Origin of the sequence: Brevundimonas sp., from assembly GCF_044336875.1 — a bacterium.
Taxonomy (GTDB): Bacteria; Pseudomonadota; Alphaproteobacteria; order Caulobacterales; family Caulobacteraceae; genus Brevundimonas.
The window spans coordinates 20,808-39,983 of sequence record NZ_JBIIOP010000012.1; the positions used below are offsets into that span (position 1 = coordinate 20,808).

Genomic DNA, 19,176 nt, shown 5'->3' on the forward strand with positions numbered 1-19,176 from the left:
CGGCGTATGTGTCGGCGGGCCTTTTGGTTTCGACCAATGGCGTCGCGACATGGAATCGACACGCAGGACTTCGCCCCCTAGGGTCCGACCCTTCCGTTAAGGCTGTGGGGTCTGTTCATGCGTCTCGTCTCTTCGTTCGCCGCCGTTCTGCTGGCCGGCGCGGCTATATCGGCTTGCGCCACGGCCCCGAATCCCGGTGCGGTTCACACTGCTCCGACCTTTGAAGCCGCGCGCATCTCGGAAGACATCCGCATCCTGTCCAGCGACGCGTTCGAAGGTCGCGGCATCGCCACCCCGGCCGAGGAGAAGGTGGTCCGCTATCTGAGCGAACAATACGCGGCCGCCGGATTCGAGCCAGGCGGTCCGAACGGCCAGTGGACCCAGGACGTGATCCTGAACCGCTTTACCCAGTCGAACGTCTCGGCCTCGCTGAAGCTGGGCGACTGGACCCTGCCGATGACCCAGGGGCGTGAGGTGGCCATCTCGACCCGCCGCCCGGCCCAGCATGTCAGCCTGAAGGACGCGCCCCTGGTCTTCGTCGGCTACGGCATCTCGGCGCCGGAACGCCAGTGGGACGACTTCAAGGGGCAGGACCTGCGCGGCAAGATCCTGGTCGTCCTGGTCAATGACGCCGATTTCGAGGAGCCGGCGCTGAACACCTTCGGCGGCAAGGCCATGACCTACTACGGCCGCTGGACCTACAAGTACGAAGAAGCCGCCCGTCACGGCGCGGCCGGCGTGCTGATCATCCACGAGACGGCCCCGGCCTCCTATGGCTGGCAGACGGTGGCCAACTCCTGGGGCGTGCCCCAGTTCGACATCCTGCGTCAGAATGCGGCCGCCGAGCGCGTGCCGATGGAGGCCTGGATCCAGCGCGACGTGGCGGTGGACCTGTTCCGCCGCGCCGGTCTCGACTTCGAGGCCCTGAAGGTCCAGGCGCGCAGCCGCGACTTCCAGCCCGTCACCCTGACCGGCGCCGGCTTCTCGACCGAGTTCGACGTGGCGACCAGCCAGGTCACCAGCCACAATATCATCGCCCGCCTGCCGGGCACGACCCATCCTGACGAGACGGTCCTCTACACCGCCCACTGGGATCACATCGGCATGGGCGAGCCGGACGCGACCGGCGACCGGATCTTCAACGGCGCCGTCGACAACGCCTCGGGCACGGCCGGTCTGCTGGACCTGGCCCGCGTCTATGGCCGCGCGCCGCGCACCGAACGGTCAGTGGTGATGATCAGCTTCACCGGCGAGGAAAGCGGTCTGCTGGGCGCCGAATACTACGCCTCCAACCCGGTCTATCCGCTGGCCAGGACCGTTGGCGGCTTCAACATGGATTCGATGAACGTCTATGGCCGGGTCAAAGGCCTGGGGATCACCGGCTATGGCCAGTCGGACTTCGACGAGCGTCTGGCCGAGGCCGTCCAGCCGCAGGGCCGGACCATCGTGCCGGATCACGAGAATGCGGCGGGCACCTATTATCGTTCCGACCATTTCCCTCTGGCCAAGCGCGGCGTGCCGATGGCCTATGCCGGCAGCCGGGGCGACTTCCGTGACGAACCCATTGCGGACCGCACAGCGGCGCGGGCCGAGTACGGCGCCAAACGCTATCATCAGGCGGCGGACGAATGGTCGGCGGACTGGGACTATCGCGGCATGATCGAGGATCTGACCGTCTTCTACGATGTGGGTCGCGCGCTGGCGAACGGCCGCGATTGGCCCGAATGGAAGCCGAGGTCCGAGTTCGGCCCGATCCGCGCCACGACGGCCGCTGAACGCCGCTGAGACCTCGTCATCCTTCACCGGGGGCGCCCGCGCTCCCGGTCCCATCTGCATTCCGCGTCACGAGTTGCCCTCCGATGATTCTTCGCCGTTCCTCCCTGGTCGCACTGGCGGCTCTGGCTCTGGCCGCCTGCGCCACGACGCCGGTCTCCGGGCCGTCGACCTCCACCGACGCCTTCGCCGTCGCCGCCGCCGCGAACCCGACCTTCAGCGCCCAGCGCCTGTCCGACCACATCAAATATCTGGCGTCCGACGAGCTTGAAGGCCGTTTCCCCGGCCTGATCGGTGAGCGGCTGACCCTGGCCTATCTGCAGCGTCAGTATGAGGAGATGGGGCTGGAGCCGGGCGGCCGTGACGGATCCTGGCTGCAGCCGGTCGCTCTGGTGCGGTTCACGCCCGAGCGGGCGCCGACGGCGTCCTGGACCGGGGCGGACGGGGCGTCCCACGCCCTGACCTCGGGCACGGACATCACCCTGCGGGCTGGTCCGGCCGATCCGGTGGTGAAGATCGATGCAGCGACGGTGGTCTTCGCCGGCTATGGCATCTCGGCCCCGAACTGGGACGACTATGGAAACGCCGACCTGACCGGCAAGGTCGTGGTCGTGCTGCGCGGTCAGCCGGAGGTCATGGGCGCGGATCCGAACTTCTACGGCTCCACGACCCACAAGACCCAGGAAGCGCTGAAGCGCGGCGCCGTCGGCGTCATCACCCTGCAGGACCAGGACGGTCGCTGGCGTCGCGCCGTCGGCGGGGCGACGCGCGGTCAGATGACGGTCAAGGGCGCCCAGGACGCGCGTTTCACCGGGGCGATCAATCTGGCGACGGCGACGGCCTGGGGCGGCGAGGGCTTCGCCGACCAGCTGACGCGCGCCAAGGCCGCCGGTCTGGGCGGCGTGGTCGACCTGGGCGCGCGGCTGAGCGTGGACATCGCAGAGACGACCGAGGTCATCCACTCCAACAACCTGCTGGCCAAGATCCCCGGCACGACCCGGCCCGACGAATATGTCGTCTATTCCGCCCACTGGGATCACGTCGGCAAGGCCAAGGAGCCGAACGCCGAGGGCGACGACATCTTCAATGGCGCCTGGGACAACGCCTCAGGCACCTCGGGCCTGATCGAGATGGCGCGGGCCTTCAAGAACGGGCCGGCGCCGGAACGGACCGTGGTCTTCCTGCACGTCACGGCCGAGGAACAGGGGCTGTTGGGCTCGGAAGCCTATGCCGCCGACCCGGTCTATCCGCTGGCGAAGACGGCGGCGGACATCAACATCGACATGCTGCCCTTCACCCCGGCGACGCGGGATGTGGCCGTGTTCGGCGTCGGCAAGTCGGAGCTGGAGGATATTCTGGGCCGGTTCGCCGCCGTCCAGGGGCGCGCCGTCACCGGCGACGGCTATCCGGAGGAGGGCTTCTACTACCGTTCCGACCACTTCAACTTTGCGGCGGGAGGGGTGCCGGCCCTGATGCCCTGGACGGGCCGTGATTTCGTCGAGGGCGGCATCGACGCCGGCAAACCCTATTACGAAGGCCAGATGGCCAAATACTACCACCGCCTGACCGACGAATGGCGCGCGGACTACGACTTCACCGCCGCCCTGCAGAACCTGGACCTGCTGTATCGGCTGGGGCTGACGGTGGCGGACAGCACGACCTGGCCGGCCTGGAAGCCGACCGCCGAGTTCAACGCCATACGCGACGCGACGGCGGACCAGCGCCGCTAGAAACGAAAACGGCGGCCCGGAGAGGACTCCGGACCGCCGTCGATCTTCTGTTCGTCCGGAATATCAGCGGGCGGACGTCGCCTCGGTGATCAGGATGCGGGCCTTGGCGACCGCCTCCGCTTCATTGGTCTCGCCGTCAGCAATGGCCTGGGCCAGGTCCATCAGCGGCAGGCCGGTGACGGAGCCGGTCTCGCCGACCTCCTGCAGATGGATGCCGTTCCCGGTGACGATGGCGGCGTCCCAGGCGTCGCGTACGGCGGCCCAGAAGCCCTGCGTCTTGGCCCAGTAGTCGTCTCCTGCCCGGGGCGAATAGCCGGTCGAGCGGTCATAGGTGTTGATGACGTCTTCCTGAACAATGGCGACCGGTTCGCCGCCGGCCTTGCCCGACATCTTCATATTGTCCTGGATATGCACCCAGCCGTCCGGGGTCAGGATGTGGCGGTTGGTCCCGAGATAGCGGTCATAGATCGGGTTCCGTACGGCGTCGCGGCGGGCCAGGGGACGCCAGGTCGCGTTCGAGGTCCAAGCGGACAGACCATTGTCGTAGGTCCAGCGGCCGACGCCGCCATAGCGGGGTGAATCGTCGGTCTGCCACACGGTCTGGGACCAGGCCCCGGTGCGCTCGGCTTCAGGCACCGCCGTCAGGGTCCACTGGTTCGGCCCGGCGTAGGTCAGGACCGTCGCCGGTTGATAGACCCAGTCGTGCCGCCAGTGCTTGATGACCATGGTCTGGCCGTCGTGCTCCATGACCAGGATGTGCTGCAGGCTGATCCGGTCGCCCTTGTCGTAAACGACGCGGACGATCTCGCTTCCACCCGACAGCTTTTCCTCCAGCGGATCGTAGTCAGCCCGGAAGCTGACGTTTTCGCGCATGTCGAAGTGGACGCGGTACTGGCCGGCCTGGGCCAGGATGGACTGGCGATCCCGTTCGAAGGCGTTTGCTGGGGCTTGGGCCGAGGTCGGAGCCGCCGGCGCGGCGGCTCCGTTGTCCAGGGCCTGAACAGCCGGAGCCGTCGCGGTCAGCAGGGCGGCGGCGATCAGTATGGCGCGCATTGGGCGACTCTGTTTGTTGATAGCTGTTCGCATTATCGATCCAGCCCCTTACAGGCGCAAGGTCAGCGAGACGCCGAAGTTGCGGCCCGGCTGGGTGTAGGCGTCCTTGACGGTCGAGGTGGCGGTCAGGCCGCGCACGTCGCTCCACCAGCCGTATTTCTCGTCCAGCACGTTGAAGGCGCCGGCGCGCAGCGTGGCCCGCTCCGTCACGTTCCAGTAGGCGGTGACGTCCAGCAGGGTGAAGCTGTCGCCCAGGTAGCAGGCCGAACCGCAGGACAGGTTGTAGGTCCGGCTGTCCTTCTTGCCCGACCAGGTGACCGTGGCCGAACCGCCCCAGACGCCGGATTGATCGGCGTAGTTCAGACCGGCGACCACCTTAAGCGGATCGACGCTGCCCAGTTCGGTGCGACGCCCGTTGGTGGTCGTATCGCCTTCGGCATAGGCGGCCGAACCGATCAGGCTGAAGCCGTTGTCCCAGTAGATGTCGGCGCGGGCTTCCAGGCCCCTGATGTCGACCTCGGTCAGGTTGACGTACTGATAGACCAGCGGGTCGACGCCGGGGATACCCGTGCCGCTGACCACCACCTGATCGATGAAGTCGTCGTAATGGGTGGCGAAGGCGGTGGTGTTCAGACGCATCTGACCGCCGGCGACATCGATGTCGCGCAGGCGGAAGCCGGCCTCGAAGCTTTCGCTGGTCTCGGGACGCAGGTTCGGATTCGGGATCGACTCATAGCCGAACACCGGGTTCTCGAAGAAGTTGTTGACCTGCATCGGCGACGGGGCGCGGAAGCCCAGGCCGTAGTTGGCGAAGACGCCCAGGTGGGGACCCGTCCAGTAGACCACGCCCAGCTTGGGCGAGATATGATCCTCGCTCTGACCGGTGGCGGCGGCCGGGAACAGGGCGTCGACTTCCGGCGACAGGTCGTACCAGTCGTAGCGAACGGCCGGGATGATGCTCAGGTCGCCGCCCAGCATCTCGATCTCGTCTTGGATGAACAGGCCGGCCAGCTGGAACTCGGTCTTGGGGAAGGCGCGGGTGGGGAAGGCCTCGCCGACCGGCGGGGTGACGCCGTCGCGGATGCCTTCCTGCGTGGTCATCGACCAGTCGGCGCCGACGGTGACCCGATGCTCCATGGCCGAACCAGCGCCGAAGAGGCGGGCGCCCTGAGCGGCCAGCCCATAGACAGTGTTGTCGAAGGTGACGTCGCGAACGCGGTCCACGGCAGGCGTCCGGTCCTCGAAGGTGTACTGGCGGGTCGTGGCGTCCTGCCAGTAGGCGCTGACAAAGCCGTCCGAGAGGCCGACGAAGTCCTTGAACCGCCATTCGCCCTTCACGCTGTCGCGCTGCGTTTCGTCATGGGCGGTGACGGCCAGGACGGTGGCCGACTGAGCGGTCAGGGCCTCACCATCCATTTCGGAATCAAGGTGATCGTAGGTCAGGCGCAGGGTGTGCCCCGACGCCACGTCCCACACGACTTTGCCGAGGATGGCGTTGGAGATGAAGTCCTGCGGGTTTGGCTCCGTGCGGGCTGCGCCAACGCCGCCGACCTCGCCCTGGGTTTCGGTTTCCTGCGAGTCTCGGCGGGTGTACGCCAGCAGGCCCGAGACCGAGCCGGTGCGGCCGGCAAGCACCAGTCCCTCGGTCCAGCCCTCGTCGGCCGAGTTATAGGCGACGCGGCCCCGCGCGGCGAAATCCTGATCGATCAGGAAGTCCGACGGATCCTTGGTGGTGAAGGCTACGGCGCCGGCGATGCCGTCCGAGCCGTACAGGGCCGAGGCCGGACCGCGCAGGATCTCGACGGACTTGACCAGATCCAGATCATTGTAGCCGCCGCGACCGACTGCCTGGGCGCCGAAGCTGAAGCCGCTCGGCAGACGCACGCCGTCGTTGATGATCAGGACGCGGTCGCCGCCCATGCCCCGGATGGTGAAGCCCGAATTGCCGTCGCGGCCCGTGCCGGCGCCGGCCAGGGTGAAGCGGGCAGGGGCGGTCGGAACGCTGACGCCGGGCTCGAACCGGATCAGGTCCTTGATGTCGGTGACCAGCAGGGCTTCGATCTGCTTGTCGGTGATGACGCTGACCGTACCCGGCGTCTGGGAGGCCAGACGCTCGGACCGCGTGCCGACGACCACGACGGGATCGACATCGGTCGCCGCGACCTGCGGCTCTTCGGCGCGCGCCGACGGGGCGATCAGGACCGAGCCGAAGGCGGCAGCGGCGGTGGTGAGGAGGAGAAGGTTGCGCATAATGGCCCCGCTTGTTGATTGGCGGGGGTGGTACTGCGAACGATTATTAGAATCAACCGCATTCGTTGCAAGGTTTGAACCCGAACCTTGGCCATGACGTTGTGTCTGGATGAAAACTGCGTTGTTACCGACGGTTGCCGCTCTCGCCCTGTTGGCGGCCTGTGGCCAGCGTCAGGTCAATCCGCCCGACGAGCCGGCCGCGCCGTTGCGAACGCCGGAGGCGATGCAACCGACCGAGCCGCCGGGCCCGTCGTCGCTGGCCAGTCGCGGGCCGCGCAGTTTTGTGGGGGTCTGGGCCGCCAATCCCGTCTGGTGCGCCAATCCGCTCGGCGCGCAGCGACCGATCACCGTCACGCCTATGCGGTTCGAGGGCTACGAAAACAGTTGCGACATCGCCAGGATCGACGAGACGGGGGCGGGCTATGTTGCGACCCTGACCTGCGCCGCTGAGGGGCGGACCACGACCGAACGCGCGCATATGGCGACGAGCGGCGAGGTGATGAACCTGACCTGGATCGATCGGGACATGACCACGGTCAAGCTGCTGCGTTGTCCGGGCTCGCCCCGCGCGCCGGATCCGGCTAATCCACTGGAGAAGATGATGAAGCCGGAGGGGGCGCCGCCCCCGCCAGTCCCGGATCCTAGTTGAACAGGAAGTTCATCACGTCGCCGTCCTTGACGACATAGGTCTTGCCTTCGGCGCGCAGCTTGCCCGCCTCGCGCGCCTTGGCCTCGCCGCGCAGGGCGACGAAGTCATCGTAGGCGATGGTTTCGGCGCGGATGAAGCCCTTCTCGAAGTCGGTGTGGATCACGCCGGCCGCCTGCGGGCCTGTCGCGCCGACGGGGATGGTCCAGGCGCGGGCTTCTTTCGGGCCGACCGTGAAATAGGTCTGCAGGCCCAACAGCTTGTAGGCCTCGCGAATCAGACGGTTCAGGCCCGGCTCTTCCAGGCCCAGGGTCTCGAGGAACTCCTTCTGCTCCTCGTCGTCCAGGACGGCGATCTCGGATTCGATCTGGGCCGAGATCACGACCGAATTGGCGTTGTCGGCGGCGGCGCGGGCCGCGACCTTGTCGGACAGGTCATTGCCCTTGTCGGCCGAACCTTCCTCGACGTTCGAAACATAGAGGGCGGGCAGGGCGGTCAGCAGCTGCAGCATGTCCCAGGCCTTCTTGTCCTCCTTGGACACCTCGGCGGTGCGGGCGGGCTTGCCGGCGTTCAGCTGGGCCAGGGCCAGATCGACCAGTTTCAGGGTCAAACCCGATTCCTTGTCGCCGCCCTTGGCGCGTTTTTCCAGCTGGGGCCGACGGCGCTCCAGGCTCTCCATGTCGGCCAGCATCAGCTCGGTCTCGATGATCTCCAGGTCGGCGATCGGGTCGATCCGGTCCTCGACGTGAGTGATGTCGTCGTCGACGAAGCAGCGGGCCACGAAGGCCACGGCGTCGCAATCGCGGATATTGGCCAGGAACTGGTTGCCCAGACCCTCGCCCTTGGAGGCGCCGCGCACCAGGCCCGCCACATCCACGAAGGTGATGCGGGCGGGAATGATTTCCTTCGAACCGGCGATCTCCGCCAGGGCGTTCAGGCGCGCCTCCGGCACGGCCACGTCGCCGGTGTTCGGCTCGATGGTGCAGAACGGATAGTTGGCGGCCTGGGCCGCCGCCGTCTTGGTGAGGGCGTTGAACAGGGTGGACTTGCCGACATTGGGCAGGCCGACGATCGCGACTTTAAGGGCCATGGGTATCCTCTTGAGGCGCGAGCCTTTAGCGGGTTCCGATCCGTTTGTCAGGCTCGCGCTTCAAACGACGTCAATGCGCGCCGTGATCCATGCCCGCCATGGGCGGCTGACGCACCTGCGCCTCGACCGTGACGGCCGGCGCCGAGGCGAATTGAAGCGTGATGGGCACGGTCTCGCCGGCGATCAGGGGGGCGGTCAGACCGATCAGCATCAGATGGTTTCCGCCCGGCGCCAGGGCTGTCGTCTCGCCTGCGGCCAGGGGCAGGCCCTCGGCCAGCTGGCCCATCTTCATCATGCCGTTCTCGGTCTTCATCTCGTGGATCTGGAGATCGCCGGCGCGTGGGGTCGAACCTCCCGTCAGACGATCGTCGGTCGCCGCCGTCAGGGTGACGTAGCAGCCGCCGGCCTTGGCGCCGTTGGGCGAGGGGCGACACCAGGCGTCGGCGACGGTCACGGCCGCGGCGGTTGGAGTCGTGTCGGCGGTCGACGGCGGGGCTGCGGGCTCGCCGCATCCGGCGAGGGCCAGGGTCGAGACGAACAGGCCGCTCAGGATCGAAATGGATTTCATGGTCGGGATTTCCTTCAGAAGGCGGCGGCGGGCGGTCGGCGCATCGCCCGAACGGCTCTGTCGAGCAGCAGGACGACAATCAGACTGACACCCGTCAGAGGATAGAGGATGGCGAGGGGAAGCACGATGCCGAGGATCGCCGCGCGAACGCGGGGACCGGGTGGAACGACGGGGGCGGCCAGGCGTCCTTTCGGGCGGCGTTTCCACCACATGACGAAGCCGCTGATCGCCAGCAGCCAGACGGCGATGCAGCCGCTCAGCATGAGGATGCGGTTGGTCCAACCGAACTGCGTGCCCTGGTGGACATAGATGCCCCATTCCACGGCCTTGGCCCCGGCGCCGAACTGGCGATAGCCGATATCCGCCAGCACGGCGCCGGATGTGCCATCGACATAGAGCGACCGGCTGTCCTCGACCCGTCGCACCTGCGCCGTGACCGTATAGGCCAGGGCGTCGTCGCGGGGGATGGAGACGGCGTAGGGACGTGGCAGATCCCGACTTTCGACGGAGGCAATCACACGACTCAGTCGCGTCGCGTCCGAAGGCGGGGCCGGCATGACCATCCCCTCCATGGTCCAGCCTGCGCCGGTGGGATGGTCCTGATGCTCCGCCCGCTGCCAGGCGCCGGCCACGGGCGCGGGGGGGCGGCCCAGACCAGTGGTCTTGAGCGCGCCCATGACCTGTTCCCCCCAGACCGCCGACCAGGGCATTCCCGTGACGGCCAAGAACAGGATCACGCCTCCGGCATAGAGGCCGGTCACCGCGTGCAGATCGCGCCAGAACGGGCGGCGAGCGGGTTCGGTTGCGCGGATCGAGACGACCCCTACCGGCCGTTTTCTGGGCCACCACAGGAAGACACCCGTGGCCACCAGAATGATGGTCCAGCCCGCGACCACTTCGACGATCAGATTCATCGCCGTTCCGAACAGACTGAGGGAATGCAGCCGTTTGATCGTCTCCATCACCCCGCCATAGGCGGTGACGCCGGTGACACGGGCGGTGTGGGGATCGACGAAGACGGTCCTCTGATCGCCGTCGTCGCGGTCGACACGGATACGCACCGCCTGGGACGCGTGTTCGGGCATCAGGATACTGGCCGCCCGGCCGCCGCCGATCTTTTGCGCCGCCGCGACCCAGGCTTCGGGCGGGGTCTCCGCCTCCGAAGAATCGACCTGGATCATCGGTCGATAGACGGCTTGGTCGATCTCGTCCTTGAACAGATAGAGGCCGCCGGTCAGAGCCAGCAGCATCAGAAAGGGCATGACCAGAAGGCCGGCGTAGAAATGCCAGCGCCAGACGGCGCGATAGGCGTCGGAGAGAGGTTTGGGAGGGTCGGTCGTCTGCGACGGCGCGCGTGGCGTCGCCATGGTCTTGGAAGGCATGGGAAGATCCTGAAAACAGAAGGACAGGCGCTGTCGGCCAAGGCCGATCGCGGGATGCGGTCTGGATTCAGGCGTGGGGCGGAGCGGTGGACGGCGGACGCGGCGGAGCGCGGGCCGGAGGCGGCGGGCTGATGCTGGCCGGCGTATAGACGACCGCTTCGAAGGTGCGGACCACCGAGGCCGGTTCGGGCGCCGACGGGGCGGGCAGGGCGGCGGCCAGGGGCATGACGCAGGCGGCGCACTTGGCGCCGACGTGTTTGTTGACCGGGCCGTCCATGCCGCCCGACTGGATGGTCTGAGGCCCCTCGGCCGAACAGATGACCAGGGGCTGGCCCGGCTGCGCCGCCGCCAGGGCGCCGAAGGGCAGCAGGGATCCGAGCACGAGCGCGAACACCGCCGCCAGAAAGGCGAGGGATTTCGAAGTCGACCAGTTGTCGGCCTGGGAACGGATCACGCCTCGCCTCTACGGCGTTTCGGCCCGGTCGGAAAGGCGGCGCCTTGTCCTACAGTTCGCCGCGCGCCGCCTGGCGGGGGCTGAACTTGGGCGCGGGAGCCAGGCGCATGACCTCGCCCTGATAGCGCTCGTCGTCGCCGGCGACGGCGAAGGGCAGGGCGTCGGCGCAGGCCTGCAGCAAGGCGTTCAGCCAGGGCTGTTCCGCCTTGTGGAAGTCGCCCAGCACGTGGGGCATGACCAGTTCCTTCTCGCCCGGATGGCCGATGCCCATGCGCGCGCGGCGGAAGTCGGCGCCCAGATGGCTGATCAGCGAGCGGACGCCGTTCTGGCCGGCCGCCCCGCCGCCGGTCTTCATGCGGAACCGGCCTGGGGCCAGGTCGATCTCGTCGTGGAAGACGATGATCTCGGCCGGCTTGATCTTGTAGAAGCGAGCCGCCTCGCCGACGGCCCGACCGCTCTCGTTCATATAGGTCTGGGGCTTCATCAGCAGGACCTTGGTCCCGTCGACCTCGCCCTCGGCGATGATCGACTGGAACTTGGCCCGCTCGGGGCCGAACCGCCAGCGACGCGATATCTCGTCTGCGGCCATGAAGCCGATGTTGTGCCGGTTCTTTTCGTATTTGCCGCCCGGATTGCCGAGCCCCGCGATGATGATCATGGCGTCCTCATGCCGTGTGCGTCGGGCAAAGAAAAGCCCCGCCGCGGCGAACCGGGCGGGGCTGATCTTTGTCGAAGCGACGAAGGCTTAGTCTTCGGTCTTCTCGGCCGGGGCCGCAGCAGCAGCGTCGGCGGCTTCGTCGGCGGCGGCCGATTGAGCGGCGGACGAAACCTTGATCGTGGCGATCACGAAGTCACGGTCGGTGATGGTGGCCGAAGCGCCCTTGGGCAGCTTGATGTCCGAGATGCGGATGGTGTCGCCCATCTGCGACTTGGCCAGGTCGACGACCAGTTCTTCCGGGATCTGGTCGGCGCGGACCGAGATCTCGACGGCGTGACGGACGACTTCCAGCGAACCGCCCTGACGGGCGAACGGCGCTTCGTCGGCGTTCTTGAAGTGAACCGGAACCTCGATCTTGACCGGAGCCTTCTCGTCGACGCGCATCAGGTCGAAGTGCAGGGGACGGTCCGACACCGGGTCGAACTGCACGTCCTTGGCGATGACCGGCTGGGTCTCTTCGCCGTACTTCAGGGTCACCAGGTGGCCCAGCAGCTTGCCGGTGTAGAGCGACTTGCGGAAGTCCTTCTCGTTCACCGAAATGGCGACGGGGGCTTGCTCGCCGCCGTACAGCACGCCCGGCACGAAACCAGCGCGACGCGCAGCGCGGGCGCTGCCGGTGCCGACGCCATCGCGGACGTCCACGTTCAGAATGATCTCGGCCATCTGGCTCGCCTCAACAACAACGGAAACACCGCGCCAACCCTGGGCCCGCGCGGCGGGGGTCATGAACCCTCGAATTCAAGAGCGCGGGCTATTACACGCATCATGACGGATGTGCAACCGCCGAGGCGGAGGATCAGGCCGCTTCAGCCGCGTCTTTCAGCAGGATGGCCGGATCGGCGACGATCGCCAGCAGTTCCGCAGCGTTGAAGGGCTTGGCCAGATGGTGGTCGGCTCCGGCCGCGCGACCGGCGGCGATATGTTCCGGCATGGCGTTGGCCGTCAACATGACGATGGGGGTGCGTGAGCCGCCCATGGCCGCCTCGTGCAGGCGAATCTCGTGAGTCGCGGTCAGGCCGTCCATGACCGGCATCTGCATGTCCATCAGCACCAGGTCGAAATCCCGGCCACGGAAGGCCTCGACCGCCTCTGCGCCGTTCTCGGCGATGGAAATCTCGGCTGAGGCCTGGGCCAGGATCAGTTCAATGACGCGGCGGTTGGTCGGATGGTCGTCGGCGACCAGCACCCGTATCGTGCGTTGTCGGCCGTTGACGGCGGGCGTGGCGACCGGCTCCGCGTGGACCGGAGCGTCGCAGACGACCATCGGAATGGTCAGGATGAAGGCCGAGCCGCCGCCGGGTTCGCTCTCGCAGTCCAGATCTCCGCCCATCATCTCGGCCAGTTGACGGCAGATGGACAGGCCCAGGCCCGAGCCGCCGAACTTGCGGGTGATGCCGCCGTCGGCCTGTTCGAATCGCGTGAACAGACGCTCGCGGGTGGCGGCGTCGAAGCCGATGCCGGTGTCCTCGACCGTGAACCGCAGGGTCGGGGCGCCCTGCTTGTCCGGTCCGCGCTGGACCGTCAGCCCGACGAATCCCTGGGTGGTGAACTTGACGGAGTTGGAGATCAGATTGGTCAGGATCTGCTTCAGCCGCACCACATCGCCGCGAATCCACAGGCCGTCCTCCACATCGATATCGACGTGGAAACCCAGATGCTTGTCGCGGGCGTTCTCGGCATAGAGCTGCGCCGCCTCGCGCACGGCTCCGGCCAGTTCGAAGGCGTCCTCGGTCAGTTCCAGCTTGCCCGACTCGACCCGAGCCAGGTCCAGAATGTCGCTGAGCAGGGTCTGCAGCGTCCGCCCCGAGGCCTGCATCAGATCCAGCATCTCGCGCTGGTCGGGCGTCAGCTCCGTCTTGGACAAGGCCTGTGACAGGCCGATCACGCCGTTCAGCGGCGTGCGGATCTCGTGGCTCATATTGGCCAGGAACTGGCTCTTGGCGACGTTGGCCGACTCGGCCGCGTCGCGCGCCTCTTCGAGGGCCTGGGCGTCGCGTTTCAGGTCGGTGATGTCGTTGCAGACAGTGACCGTGCCGCCTTCTGCAGTGCGGCGATCCTGAATCTGCAGCCAGCGGTCGCCGGCCACCTGCTGTTCTATGGTCGAGACGCCCTGGCGCCGCACGCGGATGCGTTCGGCGATCCAATCCTCCTCGTGGCCGATGGCCTCGTCGTAACGTCCCTCGTTGATGCCGATCTGCAGGATGTCACGGAAGGTCATGCCGACCTTGAGGAAGGGCGCCAGTTCCGGGTTCACCTCGGCGTAACGGGCGTTCCACAGCACCAGTCGGTCGTCGGCGTCATAGAAGCCCAGGCCGTCGGGCATGGCTTCGACCGCCTCACGAATACGGGCCAGGGCGCCGGAACGCGCCATATAGGCCATGAAGATCAGCGTGCCTGCGACGCCGGCGATGGTCAGGGCGATGACGACCATCAGCGCGCGCATGGCCTGCGGGGTGAGCCCCCTCTGCAGTTCGATCGCGGGATCGGGCATGACGGTGATGGCGGCCATGCCGGTGAAATGCAGGAAGACGATGGCCAGGGACGCGCCGCCAGTGGCGGTGACGAGGCTGCGCAGACCGCCGCGCCGGTAGAAAAAGGCGCTCAATCCGGCGATCATCATGCCGCCGAGGATCGAGACCACGACCAGGTCCGGCTGCCAGGCGATATGGGCCGGCGCCTGCAGCGCCGCCATGCCGAGATAATGCATGGCCGCCACGCCCGCGATGGCGATCAGCGCCCCCAGGGTGCGCCACAGCCGCTCCTCGCGTCTAAGGGCGGTGGCGATGGCCGTGCCGATCATGACGATCGCCACGACCAGAGAGGTCAGGGTCAGGACGACGTCATAGGTCACCGGAACACCGGCGACATAGCCCTGCATGGCGATGAAATGGGTCGCCCAGATCGACAGCGAACCGGTAAGACCCGCCGAGATTGCGAGATGCCGGCGTCGGGCGCCCTCGGTGATGCGGGCGCGTTCCATGAAGCGGAAAGTCGAGCCCAGACCGATGAGGCAAACGGCGGCGGCCAGCAGGGTCACCCGCCAGTCGTGGTCACGCGCGATGCAATAAAGTATCCGGTCCACCGGGCCCCCCTCGATGCAACCCTGGCCGAAACTCCTAAACAAACCGTGCGGCCACGCTTGGAAAAAACAACGTCGTCTGTCGGCGCGCCGTCACAGAATCCGTGCAAGGATCGGATTCCTTCGGCCGCTCATACGGGTCCCGCGCCGCAATGCCTTATGAATCCTCGCCTTCGCCGGTGGCGCCGATCTCGACCTCCCGCCTCTGGACGGTCGGCATCAGTATAGCAATCGCGCTGGTTGTGCTGATCGGTCTGGCCTTCATCCATCCCGAGATCGCCAACTGGCTGGTCGGCGGCGCGGTGTTGGTCGCCGCCTCGGCCTGGCTGCTGAACGTACAGTCGCCTTCCGCCGCGCCCTTGCCGATCCCGACAGGCGCCCAGGTCGAGCGGAAGGCGGATCCGATGACGGCGGAACTGCTGGACCGGGTGTTCGAGACTCTGGACGACCCCGTCCTGATCGTCAGCGGCGGCGAGCCCGACGATATCGCGGGGCGACGAATCGTCATGGCGAACAGCGCCGCGCGCGACCTGCTTCGGATCCAGCGTCAGGGCGCCCTGCTGGTCCAGGTCATCCGCGAGCCGGGCGTGCTCGAGGCGGTGGACGAGGCCCTGTTCGGCGGCGTCTCGCGCACGACCGACTACGCCACGGGCGGCCAGCGTGATCGACGCTGGCGGGCCTGGACCCGACCGCTCAGCGGCGACGAGGCGCGGGTGCAGGATTCCCTGGCCCTGGTGATCCTGCGTGATGAGACGGATGCGCGTCGCACCGAGATGATGCGGGTCGACTTCCTGGCCAACGCCAGTCACGAATTGCGCACTCCGCTGGCCTCGCTCAGCGGCTTCATCGAGACGCTGAAGGGGCACGCCCGCGACGACGTCGTGGCGCGCGACCGCTTTCTGGACATCATGTCGGCCCAGGCCGACCGGATGGGGCGACTGGTTGCGGACCTGCTGTCGCTGAGCCGGATCGAGCTGAACGAGCATATTCCGCCGTCCGGTCGTGTCGACCTGGATCGGGCCGCGTCCGACGTCGTCGACGCCGTCAGCGTCCTGACCCAGGACAAGCAGGTCGCAGTCGTGGTCGATCAGGGGGAGGCGAGGGCCTCGATCAGCGGTGACCGGGACGAGATACTGCAGGTCGTCCAGAACCTGCTCGACAACGCCGTCAAATATTCCCCCAAGGGCGGCACGGTCGAGATTTCGGTCCGCTCGGACCTGTCGTTCGACGAGGCCTGGGCGTCGCGAATGCCGGGGGCGACGCGCCTGCCCCTGGTCACGCCGGATCGGGCCGTCGGCGTCCTTTACGCCGCTGTCACAGTTCGCGATCACGGACCGGGCATGGCCCGCGAACATTTGCCGCGCCTGACAGAACGCTTCTACCGCGTCGAGGGCCAAAAGAGCGGTGAACGGCAGGGAACGGGCCTGGGCCTGGCCATCGTCAAACACATCATCAATCGCCATCAGGGCGGACTGGTGGTGGAGAGCGCGCCCGGACTGGGGGCCGCTTTCACGGCCTGGTTCCCGATGGTGATCGAGCGCCGCGACATCCGGACGGCCGCCTGAATCACGCCGGACCGGCGCTGTTACCGAACTGTCATCAACTCGTCTTATTCCGCTGACCATTCACAGGCATTGGTCGCGCCGCGTCGAGCCCGGATTCCCGGGCGTCTTTCGATTCGCGCCTGCCCCGCTTCGGACCCGGAATGATCTGGATTTATCTGCTGATCCTCATCGCGCTCAGCGCCGCCGCCTATCTGGGCGGGCGGGAGCTGGCGCGTCGCCGCGCGGTCGGCGCCAAGCCGCATTCGCGTCCCGGTCAGCACGGGGCCTATGCTTTGATCTGGGTCGCCGCGCCGGCCCTGCTGGTGCTGATCCTGATGGGCGTCTTCGCCACGCCGCTGGAGCGCCAGCTGACGGCCGTCGGCACGCCCGACGCCGTCGCCGCGCTTGAACCCTTCCGTCGGGACGCCTTCTTCGCCGACGCTCATCGTGTCGGTCGCGGCGAACCCGCCCTGCAGATCTGGGAACGCCCTCTGGCCGAGCAGCTGCCGGTCGAGGCCCGCCGCATGGTGGGGATCGAGCGCACCCTGCAATGGGGCGGCGGGATCGCCGCCATCCTGGCCGCCATCCTGGGCGGTCTGTTCGCCCTTACCCAGATCAAGCCCCAGACCCGCGCCCGCAACCGCGTCGAGGGCTGGGTCTATGGCGCCCTGTTCGTCTGCTCGGCCATCGCCGTCCTGACCACGGCGGGCATCATCGCCTCACTGGCCTTCGACTCCTTCCGCTTCTTCCAGAAGGTGCCGATCTTCGAGTTCCTGCTGGGAACCCAGTGGAGCCCGCAGATCGCCATCCGCGCCGACCAGGTCGGATCGACAGGCGCCTTCGGGGCCGTGCCCCTGTTCGCCGGCACCCTGCTGATCATGTTGATCGCCATGTGCGTGGCCGCGCCGATCGGCCTGTTGTCGGCCATCTATCTGTCGGAATACGCCGGCCGCGGCACCCGCGCGGTGATCAAGCCGCTGCTCGAGATTCTCGCCGGCGTCCCGACCGTGGTCTATGGCTTCTTCGCCGCCCTGACAGTCGGACCGATCCTGCGGGTCTTCTTCAATGAGATCGGGCTGTTTCTGATCGGCGGACCGCTGGACGGCATGGGCCAGTATCTGGCCCTGGTTCAGAACCAGATGGCTCTGACTGCGGGCGCCGTCATGGGCATCATGCTGATCCCGTTCGTCTCCTCCCTGTCGGACGACATCCTGAACGCCGTGCCCCAGTCGCTGCGCGACGGCTCCTTCGCCATGGGCGCCACCAAGTCCGAGACGGTGAAGCGGGTCCTGTTGCCCGCCGCCCTGCCGGGCATTGCCGGCGCCCTGCTGCTGGCCGTGTCGCGCGCCATCGGCGAGACCATGATCGTGACCATGGCCGCCGGCCTGGCCGCCAACCTGACCTTCAATCCGCTGGATACGGTGACCACCGTCACGGTGCAGATCGTGACCCTGCTGACCGGCGACCAGGAGTTCAACAGCGCCAAGACCCTGTCGGCCTTCGGCCTGGGCCTGACCCTGTTCCTGGTGACGCTGATGCTGAACGTCGTCGCCCACCGGATCGTCCAGACCTATCGGGAACAATATGACTGACGCGACCCCCGATCAGATCGAAGGCGCGGCGGCCAAGGGACGCCTGGAACGTCTGCGTTCCGGCCTGAAGCGCCGCCATGCCCGTGAAACCCGCTTCAAGTGGTACGGCCGCCTGGCCATCGGCGCGGCCATGGTCTTCCTGGCCATCCTGCTGATCCGCATCGTCGAGCAGGGCCACACCGCCTTCTACACCCACACCGTCACGGTGCCGATCTATATGGATCCGGCCCGGGTCGACCGCGCCTATCCGCAGGGGTCCAACTTCGAGCAGCTGGCGGCCGAGCAACAGTTGACGCGCTGGGGCGTCCAGGACGACGCAGCCGGCTCCAAGGCCAACGAGATGAAGCGCCTGTTCTCGTCGGAGCTGAAGTTCGTCGCCGCCGATCTGGTCGCCAAACGCTCGGACGTCATCGGCGAGACCGTGCCCCTGGCCGTGCCGCTGTCGGATGACGCCGACCTGTATCTCAAGGGCGAAATTTCCAAGGCGACCCCGCAGGACCAGCGCCGCATCAGCGACCAGCAGATCGCCTGGCTGGAGCGGATGCAGGCCGAGGGCGTCGTCGGTTCGCACTTCAACACTGCCCTGTTCACCAACGGCGACTCGACCCAGCCGGAGCTGGCGGGCGTGCTGGGCGCCGTGGTCGGTTCGGCCCTGATGCTGATGGTCACGGCCCTGATCGCCATTCCCCTGGGCGTCGGCGCCGCCATCTGGCTGGAAGAGTTCGCACCCAAGAACAAGCTGACCGACATCATCGAGGTCAATATCAACAACCTCGCGGCCGTGCCGTCGATCGTCTACGGCCTGCTGGGCCTGGCCCTGTTCATCAACTGGATGCATCTGCCGCGCGCCAGTCCGATCGTCGGCGGTCTGGTTCTGGCCCTGATGGCCTTGCCGACCCTGGTCATCGCCACGCGCTCTTCGCTGAAGGCCGTGCCGCCGTCGATCCGCGAGGCGGCTCTGGCCATGGGCGCCTCCAAGACCCAGACGGTGTTCAGCCACGTCCTGCCCCTGGCCATGCCGGGCGTCATGACCGGCGCCATCATCTCCATGGCCCACGCCCTGGGCGAGACCGCGCCCCTGCTGCTGATCGGCATGGTCAGTTTCGTGCCGGGCGTGCCGCACGCGATCGACCAGCCCGTCGGGGCCATGCCGTCGCTGATCTACATCTGGGAGAACGCCTCGGAACGGGCCTTCCACGAACGCACCGCCGCGGCGATCATCGTCCTGCTGGTCTTCATGATCATCATGAACGCGGCGGCCATCATCCTGAGGCGGCGCTTCGAGCGCCGGTGGTAA

The 19,176-nt window shown here is 67.2% G+C and carries 15 protein-coding genes; 6 read left to right on the forward strand and 9 right to left on the reverse strand.

Features of this window, described 5'->3' with window-relative positions:
- The first annotated feature begins 117 nt into the window (after positions 1 to 117).
- Together ACIQ1T_RS13400 and ACIQ1T_RS13405 are read left to right on the forward strand one after the other, a co-directional pair.
- Positions 118 to 1,785, forward strand: a complete 1,668-nt coding sequence (locus ACIQ1T_RS13400) for a M28 family metallopeptidase (RefSeq protein ID WP_395945061.1) — start codon at positions 118 to 120, stop codon at positions 1,783 to 1,785.
- A 74-nt stretch (positions 1,786 to 1,859) separates the two neighbouring features.
- Positions 1,860 to 3,503, forward strand: a complete 1,644-nt coding sequence (locus ACIQ1T_RS13405; RefSeq protein ID WP_395945062.1) for a M28 family peptidase — start codon at positions 1,860 to 1,862, stop codon at positions 3,501 to 3,503.
- Positions 3,504 to 3,566: 63 nt separating this feature from the next.
- Here ACIQ1T_RS13405 and ACIQ1T_RS13410 read toward each other — a convergent pair whose 3' ends face one another.
- Both ACIQ1T_RS13410 and ACIQ1T_RS13415 read right to left on the reverse strand, forming a co-directional pair.
- Positions 3,567 to 4,556 carry a DUF6607 family protein gene (locus tag ACIQ1T_RS13410; RefSeq protein ID WP_395945063.1) on the reverse strand — a complete coding sequence of 330 codons (990 nt, stop codon included), beginning with the start codon at positions 4,554 to 4,556 and terminating at the stop codon, positions 3,567 to 3,569.
- Between the two features lie 48 nt (positions 4,557 to 4,604).
- Positions 4,605 to 6,806, reverse strand: a complete 2,202-nt coding sequence (locus ACIQ1T_RS13415) for a TonB-dependent hemoglobin/transferrin/lactoferrin family receptor (protein ID WP_395945064.1) — start codon at positions 6,804 to 6,806, stop codon at positions 4,605 to 4,607.
- A 121-nt stretch (positions 6,807 to 6,927) separates the two neighbouring features.
- Here ACIQ1T_RS13415 and ACIQ1T_RS13420 point away from each other — a divergent pair, with 121 nt between their 5' ends.
- Positions 6,928 to 7,455 carry a hypothetical protein gene (locus tag ACIQ1T_RS13420; RefSeq protein WP_395945065.1) on the forward strand — a complete coding sequence of 176 codons (528 nt, stop codon included), beginning with the start codon at positions 6,928 to 6,930 and terminating at the stop codon, positions 7,453 to 7,455.
- Here ACIQ1T_RS13420 and ychF read toward each other — a convergent pair.
- The 7 genes from ychF to ACIQ1T_RS13455 form a co-directional block, all read right to left on the reverse strand.
- Complete coding sequence (gene ychF, locus ACIQ1T_RS13425; RefSeq protein ID WP_395945066.1) at positions 7,448 to 8,542, reverse strand: redox-regulated ATPase YchF; 1,095 nt, start codon at positions 8,540 to 8,542, stop codon at positions 7,448 to 7,450. The two genes, ACIQ1T_RS13420 and ychF, sit on opposite strands and share 8 nt — an antisense overlap.
- 70 nt (positions 8,543 to 8,612) lie before the next feature.
- On the reverse strand, positions 8,613 to 9,110 hold the full coding sequence (locus ACIQ1T_RS13430) for a copper chaperone PCu(A)C (RefSeq protein ID WP_395945067.1): 498 nt from the start codon (positions 9,108 to 9,110) through the stop codon (positions 8,613 to 8,615).
- Between the two features lie 14 nt (positions 9,111 to 9,124).
- Positions 9,125 to 10,492, reverse strand: coding sequence for a PepSY-associated TM helix domain-containing protein (locus tag ACIQ1T_RS13435; protein ID WP_395945068.1), 1,368 nt, complete (start codon positions 10,490 to 10,492; stop codon positions 9,125 to 9,127).
- A 67-nt stretch (positions 10,493 to 10,559) separates the two neighbouring features.
- On the reverse strand, positions 10,560 to 10,946 hold the full coding sequence (locus ACIQ1T_RS13440) for a hypothetical protein (RefSeq protein ID WP_395945069.1): 387 nt from the start codon (positions 10,944 to 10,946) through the stop codon (positions 10,560 to 10,562).
- 49 nt (positions 10,947 to 10,995) lie between these two features.
- Entirely contained in the window at positions 10,996 to 11,604 is a 609-nt protein-coding gene (pth, locus tag ACIQ1T_RS13445) for an aminoacyl-tRNA hydrolase (protein WP_395945070.1), read from the reverse strand.
- An 87-nt stretch (positions 11,605 to 11,691) separates the two neighbouring features.
- Positions 11,692 to 12,327, reverse strand: a complete 636-nt coding sequence (locus tag ACIQ1T_RS13450; RefSeq protein ID WP_395945071.1) for a 50S ribosomal protein L25/general stress protein Ctc — start codon at positions 12,325 to 12,327, stop codon at positions 11,692 to 11,694.
- 133 nt (positions 12,328 to 12,460) lie between these two features.
- Positions 12,461 to 14,746, reverse strand: a complete 2,286-nt coding sequence (locus ACIQ1T_RS13455) for an ATP-binding protein (RefSeq protein WP_395945072.1) — start codon at positions 14,744 to 14,746, stop codon at positions 12,461 to 12,463.
- A 149-nt stretch (positions 14,747 to 14,895) separates the two neighbouring features.
- On the opposite strand from ACIQ1T_RS13455, the gene ACIQ1T_RS13460 reads away from it, so the two are divergent.
- The 3 genes from ACIQ1T_RS13460 (at position 14,896) to pstA (ending at position 19,176) form a co-directional block, all read left to right on the forward strand.
- A complete protein-coding gene (locus ACIQ1T_RS13460; RefSeq protein WP_395945073.1) occupies positions 14,896 to 16,308 on the forward strand; it encodes a sensor histidine kinase in 1,413 nt (470 codons plus the stop codon).
- A gap of 140 nt (positions 16,309 to 16,448) precedes the next feature.
- Positions 16,449 to 17,879, forward strand: coding sequence for a phosphate ABC transporter permease subunit PstC (pstC, locus tag ACIQ1T_RS13465; RefSeq protein WP_395945074.1), 1,431 nt, complete (start codon positions 16,449 to 16,451; stop codon positions 17,877 to 17,879).
- The gene (gene pstA / locus ACIQ1T_RS13470; protein ID WP_395945075.1) at positions 17,872 to 19,176 is read left to right on the forward strand and encodes a phosphate ABC transporter permease PstA; all 1,305 of its coding nucleotides are present in this window, start codon (positions 17,872 to 17,874) and stop codon (positions 19,174 to 19,176) included. The genes pstC and pstA overlap by 8 nt, the downstream gene beginning before the upstream one ends.

Excerpts from the sequence above, each read along its gene's own strand:
- ACIQ1T_RS13400 (WP_395945061.1), top strand. The coding sequence starts at position 118 with ATGCGTCTCGTCTCTTCGTTCGCCGCCGTTCTGCTGGCCGGCGCGGCT.
- ACIQ1T_RS13405 (WP_395945062.1), top strand. The coding sequence starts at position 1,860 with ATGATTCTTCGCCGTTCCTCCCTGGTCGCACTGGCGGCTCTGGCTCTG.
- ACIQ1T_RS13410 (WP_395945063.1), bottom strand. The coding sequence starts at position 4,556 with ATGCGCGCCATACTGATCGCCGCCGCCCTGCTGACCGCGACGGCTCCG.
- ACIQ1T_RS13415 (WP_395945064.1), bottom strand. The coding sequence starts at position 6,806 with ATGCGCAACCTTCTCCTCCTCACCACCGCCGCTGCCGCCTTCGGCTCG.
- ychF (WP_395945066.1), bottom strand. The coding sequence starts at position 8,542 with ATGGCCCTTAAAGTCGCGATCGTCGGCCTGCCCAATGTCGGCAAGTCC.
- ACIQ1T_RS13430 (WP_395945067.1), bottom strand. The coding sequence starts at position 9,110 with ATGAAATCCATTTCGATCCTGAGCGGCCTGTTCGTCTCGACCCTGGCC.
- ACIQ1T_RS13435 (WP_395945068.1), bottom strand. The coding sequence starts at position 10,492 with ATGCCTTCCAAGACCATGGCGACGCCACGCGCGCCGTCGCAGACGACC.
- pth (WP_395945070.1), bottom strand. The coding sequence starts at position 11,604 with ATGATCATCATCGCGGGGCTCGGCAATCCGGGCGGCAAATACGAAAAG.
- ACIQ1T_RS13450 (WP_395945071.1), bottom strand. The coding sequence starts at position 12,327 with ATGGCCGAGATCATTCTGAACGTGGACGTCCGCGATGGCGTCGGCACC.
- ACIQ1T_RS13460 (WP_395945073.1), top strand. The coding sequence starts at position 14,896 with ATGCCTTATGAATCCTCGCCTTCGCCGGTGGCGCCGATCTCGACCTCC.
- pstC (WP_395945074.1), top strand. The coding sequence starts at position 16,449 with ATGATCTGGATTTATCTGCTGATCCTCATCGCGCTCAGCGCCGCCGCC.
- pstA (WP_395945075.1), top strand. The coding sequence starts at position 17,872 with ATGACTGACGCGACCCCCGATCAGATCGAAGGCGCGGCGGCCAAGGGA.